Source organism: Azohydromonas sp. (genome assembly GCF_035325925.1).
GTDB lineage: Bacteria > Pseudomonadota > Gammaproteobacteria > Burkholderiales > Burkholderiaceae_C > Calidifontimicrobium.
The window spans coordinates 22,988-37,634 of the sequence record NZ_DAOKZA010000013.1 but is presented as its reverse complement, the minus strand read 5'-3'; the positions used below and the strand labels follow the sequence as shown (position 1 = coordinate 37,634).

At 71.5% G+C, this 14,647-nt stretch carries 13 protein-coding genes; 6 read left to right on the top strand and 7 right to left on the bottom strand.

The window, feature by feature from the left end:
* Positions 1-409: 409 nt before the first annotated feature.
* Positions 410-1,321: a LysR family transcriptional regulator gene (locus tag PKC53_RS06965; protein ID WP_324427630.1), complete on the bottom strand. Its 912-nt coding sequence runs from the start codon at positions 1,319-1,321 to the stop codon at positions 410-412.
* Between the two features lie 113 nt (positions 1,322-1,434).
* Here PKC53_RS06965 and gcl point away from each other — a divergent pair, with 113 nt between their 5' ends.
* The 6 genes from gcl to PKC53_RS06935 all read left to right on the top strand — a co-directional run bounded on the left by gcl (position 1,435) and on the right by PKC53_RS06935 (position 8,612).
* On the top strand, positions 1,435-3,225 hold the full coding sequence (gene gcl, locus PKC53_RS06960) for a glyoxylate carboligase (RefSeq protein WP_324427628.1): 1,791 nt from the start codon (positions 1,435-1,437) through the stop codon (positions 3,223-3,225).
* Between the two features lie 19 nt (positions 3,226-3,244).
* The gene (gene hyi / locus PKC53_RS06955; RefSeq protein WP_324427626.1) at positions 3,245-4,024 is read left to right on the top strand and encodes a hydroxypyruvate isomerase; all 780 of its coding nucleotides are present in this window, start codon (positions 3,245-3,247) and stop codon (positions 4,022-4,024) included.
* A gap of 24 nt (positions 4,025-4,048) precedes the next feature.
* Positions 4,049-4,948 (top strand): 2-hydroxy-3-oxopropionate reductase, encoded by a 900-nt coding sequence (locus PKC53_RS06950; RefSeq protein ID WP_324427624.1) that lies wholly within the window; start codon positions 4,049-4,051, stop codon positions 4,946-4,948.
* A gap of 5 nt (positions 4,949-4,953) precedes the next feature.
* The gene (locus PKC53_RS06945; RefSeq protein ID WP_324427622.1) at positions 4,954-6,246 is read left to right on the top strand and encodes a glycerate kinase; all 1,293 of its coding nucleotides are present in this window, start codon (positions 4,954-4,956) and stop codon (positions 6,244-6,246) included.
* 327 nt (positions 6,247-6,573) lie between these two features.
* A complete protein-coding gene (locus PKC53_RS06940; RefSeq protein WP_324427620.1) occupies positions 6,574-7,560 on the top strand; it encodes an aromatic ring-hydroxylating dioxygenase subunit alpha in 987 nt (328 codons plus the stop codon).
* A 2-nt stretch (positions 7,561-7,562) separates the two neighbouring features.
* The gene (locus PKC53_RS06935; RefSeq protein WP_324427618.1) at positions 7,563-8,612 is read left to right on the top strand and encodes an adenosine deaminase; all 1,050 of its coding nucleotides are present in this window, start codon (positions 7,563-7,565) and stop codon (positions 8,610-8,612) included.
* Positions 8,613-8,631: 19 nt separating this feature from the next.
* Here the strand turns inward: PKC53_RS06935 and PKC53_RS06930 are convergent, their stop codons facing one another.
* From PKC53_RS06930 to PKC53_RS06905, 6 genes are all read right to left on the bottom strand, one after another.
* A complete protein-coding gene (locus PKC53_RS06930; protein ID WP_324427616.1) occupies positions 8,632-9,051 on the bottom strand; it encodes a cytochrome c in 420 nt (139 codons plus the stop codon).
* Positions 9,052-9,217: 166 nt separating this feature from the next.
* Entirely contained in the window at positions 9,218-10,369 is a 1,152-nt protein-coding gene (locus PKC53_RS06925; protein WP_324427614.1) for an alpha-hydroxy acid oxidase, read from the bottom strand.
* 106 nt (positions 10,370-10,475) lie between these two features.
* Positions 10,476-11,486: a 2-dehydropantoate 2-reductase gene (locus tag PKC53_RS06920; RefSeq protein ID WP_324427612.1), complete on the bottom strand. Its 1,011-nt coding sequence runs from the start codon at positions 11,484-11,486 to the stop codon at positions 10,476-10,478.
* Positions 11,483-13,006: a tripartite tricarboxylate transporter permease gene (locus PKC53_RS06915; RefSeq protein ID WP_324427610.1), complete on the bottom strand. Its 1,524-nt coding sequence runs from the start codon at positions 13,004-13,006 to the stop codon at positions 11,483-11,485. Before PKC53_RS06915 ends, PKC53_RS06920 begins: the two co-directional genes overlap by 4 nt.
* Before the next feature lie 7 nt (positions 13,007-13,013).
* Positions 13,014-13,523 (bottom strand): tripartite tricarboxylate transporter TctB family protein, encoded by a 510-nt coding sequence (locus PKC53_RS06910; RefSeq protein ID WP_324427608.1) that lies wholly within the window; start codon positions 13,521-13,523, stop codon positions 13,014-13,016.
* Positions 13,524-13,547: 24 nt separating this feature from the next.
* Positions 13,548-14,531, bottom strand: coding sequence for a tripartite tricarboxylate transporter substrate-binding protein (locus PKC53_RS06905; RefSeq protein ID WP_324427606.1), 984 nt, complete (start codon positions 14,529-14,531; stop codon positions 13,548-13,550).
* Positions 14,532-14,647: the final 116 nt, after the last annotated feature.

The following is a 14,647-nucleotide window of genomic DNA, read 5'->3' as shown; positions in this document are numbered from 1 at the left end:
GGCGGAGGCGGGGGGGCCCCCTCCCCCCGCCTCCCCCCCCCCCCGGTCCTTCGCCCGGGGGCCCCTCCTGGCCTCCCGGGCAGGGGCCCCCGCCGTCCTCGGCGGGCCACCGCAAGGGTGTCCGACCGTCGAAGACCGCAGCGCCGGCAGGCCGAGGACGGCGGGCACCCTCCCACGGAAGTGAAGGAGGAGGGGCGGGCGCAGCCCGACCCGGGGGACATGGCGTGGGAGGGTGCCCGCTGGCCTTGGCTCGCTGAACCGTCGTACGCGGGCCACCGCAGGCAGCGGAACTCGGCGAAGGTCTGCATCGGGCCGCAAGGGCACGGTCACGTTCGCCAAGAGGCGCACTATTGGCCCGCACGGCCCTTCTGTCAGACCGAACGCCGGACCCCAGCGACCGCACCCCGGCTCAGCCGGCGTCGCGTGCCCACCAGCGCTCGGGGAACCTGGGCTGCAGCCAGTCGACGAAGCCGCGCACCTTGGTCGGCACGAGCTTGGGCGACGTGTAGACGGCGTGGATCTCCTGCGCCGGCAGCGACCAGTCGGCCAGCAGCGGCTGCACCGCGCCGTCGCGCACCGAGTCGTGCGCGACGTACCAGGGCAGCACCGCGAGCCCGAAGCCGGCGCGCGCCGCGGCGAGCAGCGCCGACAGGTTATTGCTGCGCAGCGGCCCCTTGACCGGCACCTGCAGCGCACGTCCGTCGGCGCCGCTGAAGTGCCAGCGTTCGTCGCCCTGCACGCTGCTGTAGATCAGCGCGTCGTGCTGCGCGAGGTCCTGCGGGTGCGCCGGCCGGCCGCGGCGCGCGAGGTAGTCGGGCGAGGCGACCAGCACCCAGGGGTTGACGCCGAGGTAGCGCGCGCCGAGCTGCGAGTCGGCGAGCCGCCCCATGCGGATCGCCAGGTCGATGCCCTGCTCGACGAGGTTGACGTAGCGGTCGTCGAAACTCAGGTCGACCTGCAGCCCGGGATGCTCCTGCATGAAGCGCAACACCAGCGGCGTCATCACGCGCCGCCCGAAGGCCACCGAGGTGCTGATGCGCAGCACCCCCTGCACGCGAGAGCTCATCAGCGCGGCCAGGCTGTCGGCCTCGTCGAGCTCGTGCGCGATCAGCTTGCACTTGTCGTAATACGCGTGGCCCACCTCGGTGGGCGTGACGCCGCGCGTGCTGCGGTGGAACAGCCGCGCGCCGAGCTTGGCCTCGAGCGCGGCGACGTGTTTGGTCGCGGTCGGCTGCGTGATGCCCAGGTCGGCGGCGGCACGGCTGAAGCTGCCGGTCTCGACGACGCGGATGAACAGGCGGATGCCGGCAACCCGATCCATCGGCGCATCATAGCCAGCCATTCCGCCATGGAATAGCTCATCTGCGCGCGCTTCGGTTCCCTCGCGCGACTGGCGCGGCCACCATCGCGGCATCGACCTGCTGGAGACGATTCATGGCCAAGATGAAGGCCGCGATGGCCGCGGTGCTGGTGCTGGAGAAGGAAGGCGTCACGCAGGCCTTCGGCGTGCCCGGCGCGGCGATCAACCCGCTGTACGCGGCGCTGCGCGAGCGGCAGACCATCGCGCACGTGCTGGCGCGCCACGTCGAGGGCGCCTCGCACATGGCCGAGGGCTACACGCGCGCCAGGGTCGGCCACGTCGGCGTGTGCATCGGCACCAGCGGGCCGGCCGGCACCGACATGATCACCGGGCTGTACTCGGCGCAGGCCGACTCGATCCCGATCCTGTGCATCACCGGCCAGGCGCCGCGCGCGCGGCTGCACAAGGAAGACTTCCAGGCGGTCGACATCGCGGCGATCGCCACGCCGGTCACCAAGTGGGCCACCACGGTGCTCGAGCCGGCGCAGGTGCCGCGTGCGTTCCAGCAGGCGTTCCACCTGATGCGCTCGGGCCGCCCGGGGCCGGTGCTGATCGACCTGCCGTTCGACGTGCAGATGGCCGAGATCGAGTTCGACATCGACACCTACGAGCCGCTGCCGGTGTACAAGCCCGCGGCGTCGCGCCGGCAGGTCGAGAAGGCGCTCGAGATGCTCGACGGCGCCGAGCGGCCGCTGATCGTCGCCGGCGGCGGCGTCGTCAACGCCGACGCGGCGGACCTGCTGGTCGAGTTCGCCGAGCTGACCGGCATCCCGGTGATCCCGACGCTGATGGGCTGGGGGACGATCCCCGACGACCACCCGCTGATGGCCGGCATGTGCGGGCTGCAGACCTCGCACCGCTACGGCAACGCCAACCTGCTGGCCAGCGACTTCGTGCTGGGCATCGGCAACCGCTGGGCCAACCGCCACACCGGCAGCCCCGAGGTCTACTGCAGGGGTCGCAAGTTCATCCACGTCGACATCGAGCCGACGCAGATCGGCCGCGTGTTCGCGCCCGACTACGGCATCGTCAGCGACGCAAAGGCTGCGCTGGCGCTGTTCGTCGAGGTCGCCCGCGAGTGGCGGGCCGCCGGGCGGCTGCGCGAGCGCACCGCCTGGGCCGGCGAGTGCCGCGCGCGCAAGGCCGACCTGCAGTACCTGCGCAAGACCAACTACGACGACGTGCCGATGAAGCCGCAGCGCGTCTACCAGTGCATGAACAACGCGTTCGGCAGGGACGTCACCTACGTCTCGACGATCGGCCTGTCGCAGATCGCCGCGGCGCAGTTCCTGCACGTCTACGGGCCGCGGCGCTGGATCAACTGCGGCCAGGCTGGCCCGCTGGGCTGGACGGTGCCGGCGGCACTGGGCGTGCGCGCCGCCGACCCGCAGCGCAAGCTCGTCGCGCTGTCGGGCGACTACGACTTCCAGTTCATGCTCGAGGAACTCGCGGTGGGCGCGCAGTTCAAGCTGCCGTACATCCACATCGTCGTCAACAACAGCTACCTCGGGCTGATCCGCCAGGCGCAACGCGGCTTCGGCATGGACTACTGCGTGCAGCTGGCGTTCGACAACGTCAACACCCCCGAACACGAGGCAACACGCGGCTACGGCGTCGACCATGTCAAGGTCGTCGAGGGGTTGGGTTGCAAGGCGATCCGCGTGCACCGGCACGAGGAGATCGCGCCGGCGATCCGCCAGGCCGAGGCCTGGATGGCCGAGCACCGGGTGCCGGTGGTCATCGAGGTGATCCTCGAGCGCGTGACCGATATCGCGATGGGCACCGAGATCGACAACGTGGTCGAATTCGGGGGGCTCGCCGCGAGCCGGGCCGACGTGCCGACCGCCGTCGCGCTGCTCGACTGAACCCGAAGGAGGCCCGACCATGCCGCGTTTCGCCGCCAACCTGACGATGCTGTTCAACGAGGTGCCGTTCCTCGAGCGTTTCGAGTGCGCCGCGCGCGCCGGCTTCGATGCCGTCGAGTTCCTGTTCCCGTATGCGTTCGACCCCGCCGAGATCCGGGCGCGGCTGGACGCCCACGGGCTGAAGCTGGTGCTGCACAACCTGGGCGCGGGCGACTGGGACGCCGGCGACCGCGGCATCGCCTGCCACCCCGACCGCGTCGACGAGTTCCGCGCCGGCGTGGCCCGGGCCGTCGAGTACGCCACCGCGCTGGGTGCGCCGCAGCTCAACTGCCTGGCCGGCAAGGCGCCCGCGGGCGTCGACGACGCGGTGCTGCGCGCGACCTTCGTCGACAACCTGAGGTTCGCCGCAGCCGAGCTGGGCCGCGCCGGGCTGAAGCTGCTGATCGAGCCGATCAACACCCACGACATCCCCGGCTTCTGGCTGAACCGCACCGCGCAGGCGCTGGCGGTGCTCGACGACGTCGGCGCCGCCAACGCCTTCGTGCAGTACGACATCTACCACGCGCAGCGCACCGAGGGCGAGATCGCCGCGACGATCGAGAAGCACCTGGCGCGCATCGCGCACATCCAGCTGGCCGACAATCCGGGCCGCCACGAGCCCGGCACCGGCGAGCTGAACTGGGCCTTCCTGTTCGCGCACCTCGACCGCATCGGCTACCGCGGCCACGTCGGCTGCGAGTACAGGCCGGCGACGACGACCGAAGCCGGGCTGGGCTGGCGCCAGGCCTTCGCGCGCTGAATTCCCCGACACGCAGGAGACGACATGACCACAACCCCGCTGAACCTCGGCTTCATCGGCCTGGGCATCATGGGCGCGCCGATGTGCGGCCACCTGATCGCCGCAGGCCACCGGATGTTCGTGCACACCCGCAGCAAGGTGCCCGCCGAGATCGCCGAGGCAGGCGCGACGCGCTGCGCCAGCGCCGGGGAGGTGGCGAGCCGAGCCGACATCGTCTTCACGATGGTGCCCGACACGCCCGACGTCGAGGCGGTGCTGTTCGGCGAGGCCGGCGTGGCCGAAGGGCTGACGGCGGGCAAGGTGGTGGTCGACATGAGCTCGATCAGCCCGATCGCGACCAAGGCCTTCGCGCAGAGGATCAACGCGCTGGGCTGCGACTACCTGGACGCGCCGGTCAGCGGCGGCGAGGTCGGCGCCAAGGCGGCGAGCCTGACGATCATGGTCGGTGGGCCGCCGGGTGCGTTCGAGCGCGTGCGCCCGCTGTTCGAGCGCATGGGCAGGAACATCACGCTGGTGGGCGGCAACGGCGACGGGCAGACCACCAAGGTGGCCAACCAGATCATCGTGGCGCTGAACATCGCTGCGGTGGCCGAGGCGCTGGTGTTCGCGAGCAAGGCCGGTGCCGACCCGGCCAAGGTGCGCACCGCGCTGATGGGCGGGTTCGCCAGCAGCCGCATCCTGGAGGTGCACGGCGAGCGCATGATCAAGCGCACGTTCGCGCCGGGGTTTCGCATCGGGTTGCACCAGAAGGACCTGAACCTGGCACTGCAGGGCGCCAAGGCGCTGGGCGTGGCGCTGCCGAACACGGCCAACGCGGCGCAGCTGATGCAGGCCTGCGCGGCGCACGGCATGGACGGGCTCGACCATTCGGCGTTGGTGCGCGCGCTCGAGATCCTCGCCAATCACGACGTGGCGCAGGGCTGAGCCCGATGGACCCGCGCGCCGACCCGCGGGGTTTCCTGCGCGCGCTGTACGACGCGGCGGTGCGCCGCGCGCTGCCCCGGTTCGTGACGGCCGCGCACCTGCCGCGGCCGCCGAAGGGGCGCACGCTGGTGCTCGGCGCCGGCAAGGCCGGCGGCGCGATGGCCGCCGCCGTCGACGCGCTGTGGCCCGGCGACGCGCCGCTGTCGGGGCTGGTGGTCACGCGCTACGGCCACGTGCCGCCGGCGTACCGGGCCGGGCCGGGACGCATCGAGGTCGTCGAGGCCGCGCACCCGGTGCCCGACGAGGCCGGGCGGCGCGCGGCGCAGCGCATCGCCGCGCGCGCGCGCGGCCTGACCGCCGACGACCTCGTGCTGTGCCTGATCTCGGGCGGTGGCTCGGCGCTGCTGAGCCTGCCCGCTCCGGGCCTGACGCTGGAGGACAAGCAGGCCGTCAACCGCGCGCTGCTGCACTCGGGTGCGGCGATCGACGAGATGAACTGCGTGCGCAAGCACCTCTCGGCGATCAAGGGCGGGCGGCTGGCCGCGATGTGCGCGCCGGCGCGCGTGGTCACGCTGGCCATCAGCGACGTGCCCGGCGACGACCCGGCGGTCATCGCCAGCGGGCCCACGGTGCCCGATGCGACGACCTGCGCCGACGCGCTGGCGATCCTGGCGCGTTACGGCATCGGGCTGCCGGCCGCGGCGCGGCAGGGGCTGGACAGCGGCGCCTTCGAGACGCCCAAGCCGGGCGATGCGTGCTTCGCCGGCCACGCGGTGCACCTGATCGCCACGCCGCAGCAGAGCCTGGAAGCCGCCGCGGCGCTGGCGCGCGAGCACGGCATCGCCGCGCACGTGCTCAGCGACGAGATCGAGGGCGAGAGCCGGGAGGTGGGCAAGGTGCACGCGGCGCTGGCGCGCGCGGTGGCGCGCCGCGGCCAGCCGTTCGCCAAGCCGTGCGTGATCCTCAGCGGCGGCGAGACCACGGTGACGGTGCGCGGGACGCCCGGTCGCGGCGGGCGCGCCAGCGAGTTCCTGCTCGGCTGCGCGATCGCGCTGCAGGGCGAGGCCGGCGTGCACGTGCTGGCCGCCGACACCGACGGCATCGACGGCGTCGAGGACAACGCCGGCGCGCTCGTCGGCCCCGACACGCTGGCGCGCGCCGCGGCGCTGGGGCTGAAGGCGCGCGAGCACCTGGACCGCAACGACGCCTACGGCTTCTTCGCGCCGCTGGACGACCTGGTCAGCCCCGGGCCGACCTACACCAACGTCAACGACTTCCGCGCGCTGCTGGTGCTCTGAAGCAGCGGCGTTCCCTGGTCCCTGGTTGGATGATCGTCGCAGGAGCGGTCGGCCGTGCTCGGCTCGTTGGTGAAAGTCTCGCAGGACTGGTGCGGTTGCGGTTCAACCTTGCGGGCAGCCGCGAGGGCCATCGTGATGGGTCCGCGAAGGCGTGCACGGGCTCGCCTTTGCAGTGCGCGTCGGTGTCGCAAAGCGCCGTCGCCCGGGCGCACGCCGCTTTGCCGCGCCGGCCGTCGCGGGCCACCAAGTGCAGGAGCGGGCACCGCCTGCGGCGGCAATGGGCGGCGCCAGGGGAGGACGCCGCCGCGAAGCGTGTAGGCTTGCGCCATGCAAGCGAACGACGCCATCGCTCCCGAGGCGCACTGGTGGTTGCCGGTGGCCGCGGTCGGCGAACTGGCCACCGACCGCCCGCTCGGTGTGACGCTGCTCGGCCAGCCCCTGGCGCTGTGGCACGACGGCGCCGAGGCGCGCGCCTTCACCGACCGCTGCCCGCACCGCGGCGCGCGGCTGTCGCTGGGCCGCGTGCACGACGGGCAGCTCGAGTGCCCGTACCATGGCTGGCGCTTCGGTGCCGACGGGCGCTGCCGCCACGTGCCGGCGCTGCCCGACTTCGTGCCACCGACCGGCCACCGTGCCGTCGCCTGGGCGCTGCGCGAGGCGCACGGGCTGTGGTGGGTCGCCGCCGCCGGCGCGCCGGCCGAGGCGCCGCACGCTCCGCCGCTGCTGAGCGACCTGCCGTCGCGGCGCCTGTTGTGCGGGCCGTACGACGTGGCCACCAGCGCGCCGCGCGTGGTCGAGAACTTTCTCGACACCGCGCACTTCGGCCTCGTGCACGAGGGCTGGCTGGGCGCGCGGGACCACCTGCAGGTCCCGGGTTACGAGGTGATCGCCGACGCGCACGGCCGCCCCGGCGTGCCGGACTACCGCGCCTGGCAGCCGCAGGGCAGCGCGGCCGCCGCCGGCGGCGCCTGGGTCGACTACCGCTACCAGCTGCTGTCGCCGTACACCGCGCTGCTGACGAAGAAGGGCGTGGGCGATGCGCCGCAGGAAGCCTACGCGCTGTGGACCTGCCCGACCGAGCCCGAGGCCTGCCGCGTCTGGTTCACGATCTTCACCAGCGACGACGCGCTGCCCGATGGCGACCTGCTCGCGTTCCAGGACACGATCTTCCGCCAGGACCGCCCGGTGCTCGAGTCGCAGCGCCCGCGCCGGCTGCCGGTGTCGGGCGGCGAACTGCACTGCGCCGCCGACCGGCTGAGCGCCGCCTACCGCCGCTGGCTGCAGGGCCAGCGCATCACCTTCGGAGTGTGCTGACGATGACCGCCGCGATCGACTTCGACGCGATCCCCCGCGACCGCCTGCCGGCACTGCTGCGCCGCATGCCCAAGGCCGAACTGCACGTGCACGTCGAGGGCACGCTCGAGCCCGAGCTGATCTTCCGCCTGGCCGAGCGCCACCGCGTGCCGCTGGCCTGGGCCAGCGTCGACGCGCTGCGCGCCGCCTACGCGTTCGCCGACCTGCAGAGCTTCCTCGACGTGTACTACGCCGGCGCCGGCGTGCTGCTGCACGAGCAGGACTTCTTCGACATGGCCTGGGCCTACTTCGAGCGTGCCGCAGCCGACAACGTCGTGCACGCCGAGTTGTTCTTCGACCCGCAGACGCACACCGCGCGCGGCGTGCCGATCGAGGCGGTGATCGTCGGCCTGCACCACGCGTGCCGGCGCGCGCACCAGGAGTTCGGCATCACCGCGAAGCTGATCCTGTGCTTCCTGCGCCACCTCAGCGAGGACGCGGCGTTCGCGACGCTCGAGCAGGCGCTGCCGTACCGCGAACACTTCGTCGGCGTCGGGCTCGACAGCAGCGAGCTCGGCCACCCGCCGGGCAAGTTCGCGCGCGTGTTCGCGCGCTGCGGCGAACTGGGGTTGCACCGCGTCGCGCACGCCGGCGAGGAGGGCCCGGCCGAGTACATCCGCGACGCGCTGGACGTGCTGCGGGTCGAGCGCATCGACCACGGCGTGCGCTGCGTCGACGACCCGGCGCTGGTGCAACGGCTCGCGCGCGAGCGCGTGCCGCTGACGGTGTGCCCGCTGTCGAACGTGCGGCTGCGCGTGTTCCCGAGCCTCGGGCAGCACAACCTGCCGGCGCTGCTCGACGCCGGGTTGTGCGCCACGGTCAACAGCGACGACCCGGCGTACTTCGGCGGTTACGTCAACGACAACTTCGTGCAGGCCTTCGCCGCGTTGCCGCAACTCGGCGCGCGCCAGGCGTGGCAGCTGGCGACGAACTCGTTCGAGGCCAGCTTCGCGCCCGACGCCGACAAGCGGCGCTGGGCGGCCGAACTCGAGCGGGCCTTCGCCGCCGCGTGACGGCGCGGCCCGCCATCCATCACTTCGCCTGCAGGCGGTTCAGGTACTCGGCGAGCGCCAGGATGCGCGCGCGCCTGTAGGCCTCGGCGTCGTATGGCACGTCCATGTAGTACTCGGCGGCCTTGACGTTGTACTCCTGCCCCCAGATCGGCATGTCGCGCGTGCCGTGGCCGGCACCGGCGCCTTCGATCACCTCGTAGGCGCGCGCCAGCGGGAACACGCCGCCGTTGCGCTTGGCCATCGTCGTCAGGTCGGGCGGGCTGCGCTTGAGCATGTCGGCGTATGCGCCGGCACCCTTGCCGTCCTTGCCATGGCAGACCGCGCAGTTGTTGTCGTACTCGCGCTTGCCCAGGTCGACGCGCTGTTGCGCCAACGCCGGCGCGCTCAGCACGATCAATGCCGTGGCGCCCCATCCCATCACCGTGTTGCGAACTCTCACCGGGTACTCCTGTTTGCTGCAGCGGTCCCCACGAACCGCCGCTGCCAACTAGGCATCAGGCGACTTCCGCGCTCTTGAGGCGCATCAATCCGCGAATCGGTGCTTGTCCGGGCGCCGGCGGGGCGCGGGCGGGGCGCCGCACGACGGCCCGGGCTGCACCGCCGGCTCAGGCCGGGTAGGTGCCGGGCAGCAGGATCGAGCGGTCGACGCACCGGATGTCGGTGTGGCCGCAGAAGGCCATCGTCAGGTCGAGTTCGTTGTGGATGATCTCGAGGCACCTGGTCACGCCGGCCTCGCCCATCGCGCCCAGCGCGTAAAGGAAGGCGCGACCGATGTAGGTGCCGCGCGCGCCCAGCGCCCAGGCCTTGAGCACGTCCTGGCCGCTGCGGATGCCACCGTCCATGTGCACCTCGATCCGCGATCCGACCGCGTCGACGACCGCCGGCAGCGCCTCGATGCTGCTCTGCGCGCCGTCGAGCTGGCGCCCGCCGTGGTTGCTGACGATCAGCGCGTCGGCGCCCGAGTCGGCGGCGAGCTTCGCGTCCTCGACGTCCTGGATGCCCTTGAGGATCAGCTTGCCGCCCCAGCGCTTCTTGATCCACTCGACGTCGCCCCAGTTGAGCTGCGGGTCGAACTGCTTGGCGGTCCACTCCGACAGGCTGCCCATGTCGCCGACGCCCTTGACGTGCCCGACGATGTTGCCGAACTGACGCCGCGGCGTGCCGAGCATGCCCAGGCACCAGCGCGGCTTGGTCATCATGTTGGCGACGTTCGCCAGCGTCAGCTTGGGCGGCGCCGACAGGCCGTTCTTCAGGTCCTTGTGGCGCTGGCCGAGGATCTGCAGGTCCAGCGTCAGCATCAGTGCGTCGCAGCCGGCGGCCTTGGCGCGGTCGATCAGCCGCTCGATGAAGTCGCGGTCGCGCATCACGTACAGCTGGAACCAGAACGGCTGCGTCGTCGCCGCGGCCACGTCCTCGATCGAGCAGATGCTCATCGTGCTGAGCGTGAAGCGGATGCCGAACCTCTCGGCCGCCTTCGCCGCGAGGATCTCGCCGTCGGCGTGCTGCATGCCGGTCAGTCCGGTGGGCGCGATCGCCACCGGCATCTTCACCGGCACGCCGACCATCGTCGTCGCCGTCGTGCGGTTTTCCATGTTCACCGCGACGCGCTGGCGCAGCTTGATCCTGCCGAAGTCGGCCTCGTTGGCGCGGTAGGTGCTCTCGGTCCACGATCCCGAGTCGGCGTAGTCGTAGAACATGCGCGGCACGCGCCGCTTCGCCAGCACGCGCAGGTCTTCGATGTTCGTGATCACGGGCATCGCCGGGGCTCCAGGCTGTGGGGTTCGACGGACGTGATGCTAACCAGCGCGCCGGCCGGCGCGCGCCGCACCCGGGGTGGCAGGCGCCGGAGGCGCCGCGGGGATCTCAGGCTGCGGGCTGCACCTGCAGCCGGCCGTGCTGGTCGCGCAGCGTGCGCTCGAGCAGCTGCACCGCGGCGTGGATCGCCTCGATGGTCGGCGTCGGCACGCCGGTGACGCGGCCGAGCTCGACGACGGCGCCCACCAGCGCCTGCAGTTCGAGCGCACGGCCGGCCTCGACGTCCTGCAGCATCGAGGTCTTGTGCGCGCCCACCGCCTCGGCACCGGCGATGCGCTGCTCGAGCCTGATCTTGAAGCGCACGCCCAGCGCCTCGGCCACCGCCTGCGCCTCGGTCATCATCGCCGCGGCCAGCGCACGCGTTGGCGGGAAGCGGCAGATCTGCTCGAGCGTGGCGTGCGTCAGCGCCGAGATCGGGTTGAAGCTCAGGTTGCCCCACAGCTTGACCCAGATCTCGCCGCGGATGTCCTTGCTCACCGGCGCCTTGAAGCCGGCGCCGATCATCGCGCGCGACAGCGCCTCGATGCGCTCGCTGCGGCTGCCGTCGGGTTCGCCGAGCGTGAAGCGGTTGCCCTCGACGACCCTGACGACGCCGGGCTCGACCAGTTCGGCGGCCGGGTAGACGACGCTGCCGATCACGCGCTCGGGCTCGATGTGCGCGGCGATCACGCCGCCGGGGTCGACGCTGTCGAGTCCGCGCCCCTCGTGCGGGCCGGCGAGCTTGTGGAAGTACCACCACGGCACGCCGTTGACCATCGTCACGACCATCGTGCGCGGGCCGAACAGCGCGGTGAGATCGGGCAGCAGGTCGCGCACCTGGTGCGCCTTGACGGTCAGCAGCACCGCGTCCTGCGCCCCGGCGTCGGCGTAGCGCTCGACGGCGCGCACGCCGCGCGCGTGCGCCTCGCTGCCGTCCTCGAGGATCAGCCGCAAGCCGCGGGCGTTGATCGCCTCCAGGTTGCGCCGCCGGGCGATGAACGTGACGTCCTCGCCCGCGAGCGCGAGCTTCGCGCCGAGGTAGCCGCCGATCGCGCCGGCGCCGACGACGGCGATCTTCAAGGCGTCACCCGGCCGTCGGCCAGCGTCTCGCGCCGGCGCAGCGCCGCCTTGGCGGCGCCGAACAGCGGCCACACCAGCATCAGCACCGCCAGCCCCGCGATGCTCGCCACCAGCGGGTTGCTCCAGAAGATCGCGAGCGAACCCTGGCTGAGCAGCATCGCCTGGCGGAAGCTCGACTCGGCCATGTCGCCGAGCACGAGCGCCAGCACCAGCGGCGCCAGCGGGTACTTCAGTTTCTTGAACAGGTAGCCGAGCACGCCGAACACCAGCATCACGTAGACGTCGAACATCGAATTGTTGACCGTGTAGGCGCCGATCGCGCAGATCACGATGATCACCGGCCCGATGATCGAGAACGGGATGCGCAGGATCGCCGCCCACCACGGCACCGTCGTCAGCACCACGATCAGGCCGACGACGTTGCCGATGTACATGCTGGCGATCAGCCCCCAGACGAACTCCTTCTGCTCGACGAACAGCATCGGCCCGGGCTGCAGCCCCCAGATCAGCAGGCCGCCGAGCAGCACCGCCGCCGTCGGCGAGCCGGGGATGCCCAGCGTGAGCATCGGCAGCAGCGCCGACGTGCCGGCCGCGTGCGCCGCGGTCTCGGGCGCGACGACGCCCTCGATGCGGCCCTTGCCGAATTCGTCGGGGTGTTTCGACATGCGCCGCGCGATGCCGTAGCTCATGAACGACGCCGGCGTCGCGCCGCCCGGCGTGACGCCCATCCAGCAGCCGACCAGCACGCTGCGCAGGAACAGCTTCCAGTGGCGCAACAGCTCGCGCCAGGTCTGCCACACGACCTGCAGCCGGATCTTCGCGCTCCTGCCCTTGAACGACAGGCCTTCCTCCATCGTCAGCAGGATCTCGCCGATGCCGAACAGGCCGATGACGGCGATCAGGAAGTCGAAGCCCTTGAGCAGCTCGGTGAAGCCGAAGGTCATGCGCAGGTTGCCGGTGACCGCGTCCATGCCGACCGCGGCGAGCGCGAAGCCGAGCATCATCGCCGCGATCGTCTTCGCCGGCGGCTCCTTGCTCAGGCCGACGAAGCTGCAGAAGGTCAGCAACTGCACCGCGAAGAACTCGGCGGGGCCGAACTTCAGCGCGAACCTGGCCACCAGCGGCGCGAGGAACGTGATCAGCAGCACCGCGAAGATCGCGCCGACGAAGCTCGACGTGAACGCCGCCGTCAGCGCCTGCGCCGCGCGCCCCTGCTGTGCCATCGGGTAGCCGTCGAACGTGGTGGCCACGCTCCACGGCTCGCCAGGAATGTTGAACAGGATCGACGTGATCGCCCCGCCGAACAGCGCACCCCAGTAGATGCAGCTGAGCATGATGATCGCCGACGTCGGGTTCATGCTGAACGTCAGCGGCAGCAGGATCGCCACGCCGTTGGCGCCGCCCAGGCCGGGCAGCACGCCGATCAGCACGCCGAGCACGATGCCGATCAGCATGAAGCCCAGGTTCGGCAGCGTCGCGGCCACGGCGAAGCCGTGGAACAGGTTGTTGAGCTCGTCCACGGCCGCCTCAGAAACCGAGCAGCGCCTCGATCGGGCCCTTGGGCAGCGGAACGAGGAACCAGCGTTCGAACACCACGAAGAAGGCCAGCGGCACGCCGGCGGCGACGGCGGCGGTCAGCGCCAGCCGGTGGCGACCGTGGCGCAGCATGAAGAACGCGATCAGCGCCATCGACGCGAGGTAGATGCCCACCGCCGGGACCAGCCCCACGTACACCGCCATCGGCCACAGCACGGTCAGCACGCTGCGCAGCTGGGCGCGCTCGGCGAACAGCTCGAAGCGCCGCCAGCGCGCGAGCTGCACCCACGCCGTCCACGCACCCGCGGCGAACATCGCCAGCCCGATGTAGAAGGGGAAGTAGCCCGACTGCGGGCCGTCGTCGGCCCAGCCGGCGCCGACGCGCCGGCTGTCGAACATCACCACCGCCGCGACGGCCATGAAGCCGAGCGCGACGAGCAGCTCGGGCCAGCGCACGCCGACACTGCCGCCGTCGGCGGCTTCCTGCCCGGGTTCAGCCATGTCGGCCAGCCTTCGCGGCGACGCTCAGCCGGCGATGAAGCCGGCCTCCTTCATCAGCACGCGGTGCTGCTGCTCGGTGCGGCCGAGCCAGTCGAAGTAGGCCTGGCCGGTCATCGTGGTCGGGTTGAACGCACCCTTGGCCATGAAGTCCTTCCACTCGGGGGTGGCGCGCACCTTGTCGAGCAGGTCGACGTAGAACTTCACCTGCTCGGGCGTGGCGCCCGGCGGCATGAAGATGCCGCGCAGCATCGTGTACTCGACCGGGATGCCGGCCGACGAGCAGGTGGGCAGGTCGCCCCACGACTGCTGGTCGGTGACCTTGTCCTTGTACGGCAGCGGCTTGGCGTCGAACACGCACAGCGCGCGCAGCTTGCCGGCGCGCCAGTGGCTCTCGGCCTCGATCGGGTTGTTGACCGTCGCGTCGACGTGCCTGCCCACCAGCTGCGTGGCCACCTGGCCGCCGCCGGGGTAGGGGATGTAGCTCATCTTCTTGCCTGCGGCCCGCTCGAGCGCGACGGTGATGATCTGGTCCTCCTGCTTGCTGCCGGTGCCGGCCATCTTCAGGCTGCGGTCGGGGCCGGACTTCAGCGCGTCGAAGAACTGCTTGGGCGTCTGGTACGGCGACTCGGCGTGGACCCAGAGCACGAAGTTGTCCAGCGCCAGCATCGACACCGGCGTCAGGTCGCGCCAGTTGAACGGCACCGCGGTGCCCAGCGGCGTGGTGAACAGGTTCGACAGCGTGATGACGATCTTGTGCGCGTTGCCCTTGTCTTCCTTGACGTTGAGGAAACCCTCGGCGCCGGCACCGCCACCCTTGTTGACGACGACGATCGGCTGCTTCATCAGTCCGTGCTTGGCGACCACGCCCTGGACGAAGCGCGCCATCTGGTCGGCGCCTCCGCCGGTGCCTGCGGGCACGACGAACTCGACCGGCTTCGTCGGCTCCCAGGCCAGGGCATGCGCGGCGGCGAACATCGCGGCCGCGGCGGTGAACAGCGTACGGATCATGGCGTCTTCCAGGTGGCTTGCGACAGCCGGCCAATGTAGAGACGCCGCTGCACAGCGGCAACTTAGAGTTGCTGCCGGCTGCGCATAAGCGATGGCTTAGTGCCGGAGGTGCGACG

Coding starts and splice junctions, on each gene's coding strand:
- PKC53_RS06965 (WP_324427630.1), bottom strand. CDS start 1,321: ATGGATCGGGTTGCCGGCATCCGCCTGTTCATCCGCGTCGTCGAGACC.
- gcl (WP_324427628.1), top strand. CDS start 1,435: ATGGCCAAGATGAAGGCCGCGATGGCCGCGGTGCTGGTGCTGGAGAAG.
- hyi (WP_324427626.1), top strand. CDS start 3,245: ATGCCGCGTTTCGCCGCCAACCTGACGATGCTGTTCAACGAGGTGCCG.
- PKC53_RS06950 (WP_324427624.1), top strand. CDS start 4,049: ATGACCACAACCCCGCTGAACCTCGGCTTCATCGGCCTGGGCATCATG.
- PKC53_RS06945 (WP_324427622.1), top strand. CDS start 4,954: ATGGACCCGCGCGCCGACCCGCGGGGTTTCCTGCGCGCGCTGTACGAC.
- PKC53_RS06940 (WP_324427620.1), top strand. CDS start 6,574: ATGCAAGCGAACGACGCCATCGCTCCCGAGGCGCACTGGTGGTTGCCG.
- PKC53_RS06935 (WP_324427618.1), top strand. CDS start 7,563: ATGACCGCCGCGATCGACTTCGACGCGATCCCCCGCGACCGCCTGCCG.
- PKC53_RS06925 (WP_324427614.1), bottom strand. CDS start 10,369: ATGCCCGTGATCACGAACATCGAAGACCTGCGCGTGCTGGCGAAGCGG.
- PKC53_RS06910 (WP_324427608.1), bottom strand. CDS start 13,523: ATGGCTGAACCCGGGCAGGAAGCCGCCGACGGCGGCAGTGTCGGCGTG.
- PKC53_RS06905 (WP_324427606.1), bottom strand. CDS start 14,531: ATGATCCGTACGCTGTTCACCGCCGCGGCCGCGATGTTCGCCGCCGCG.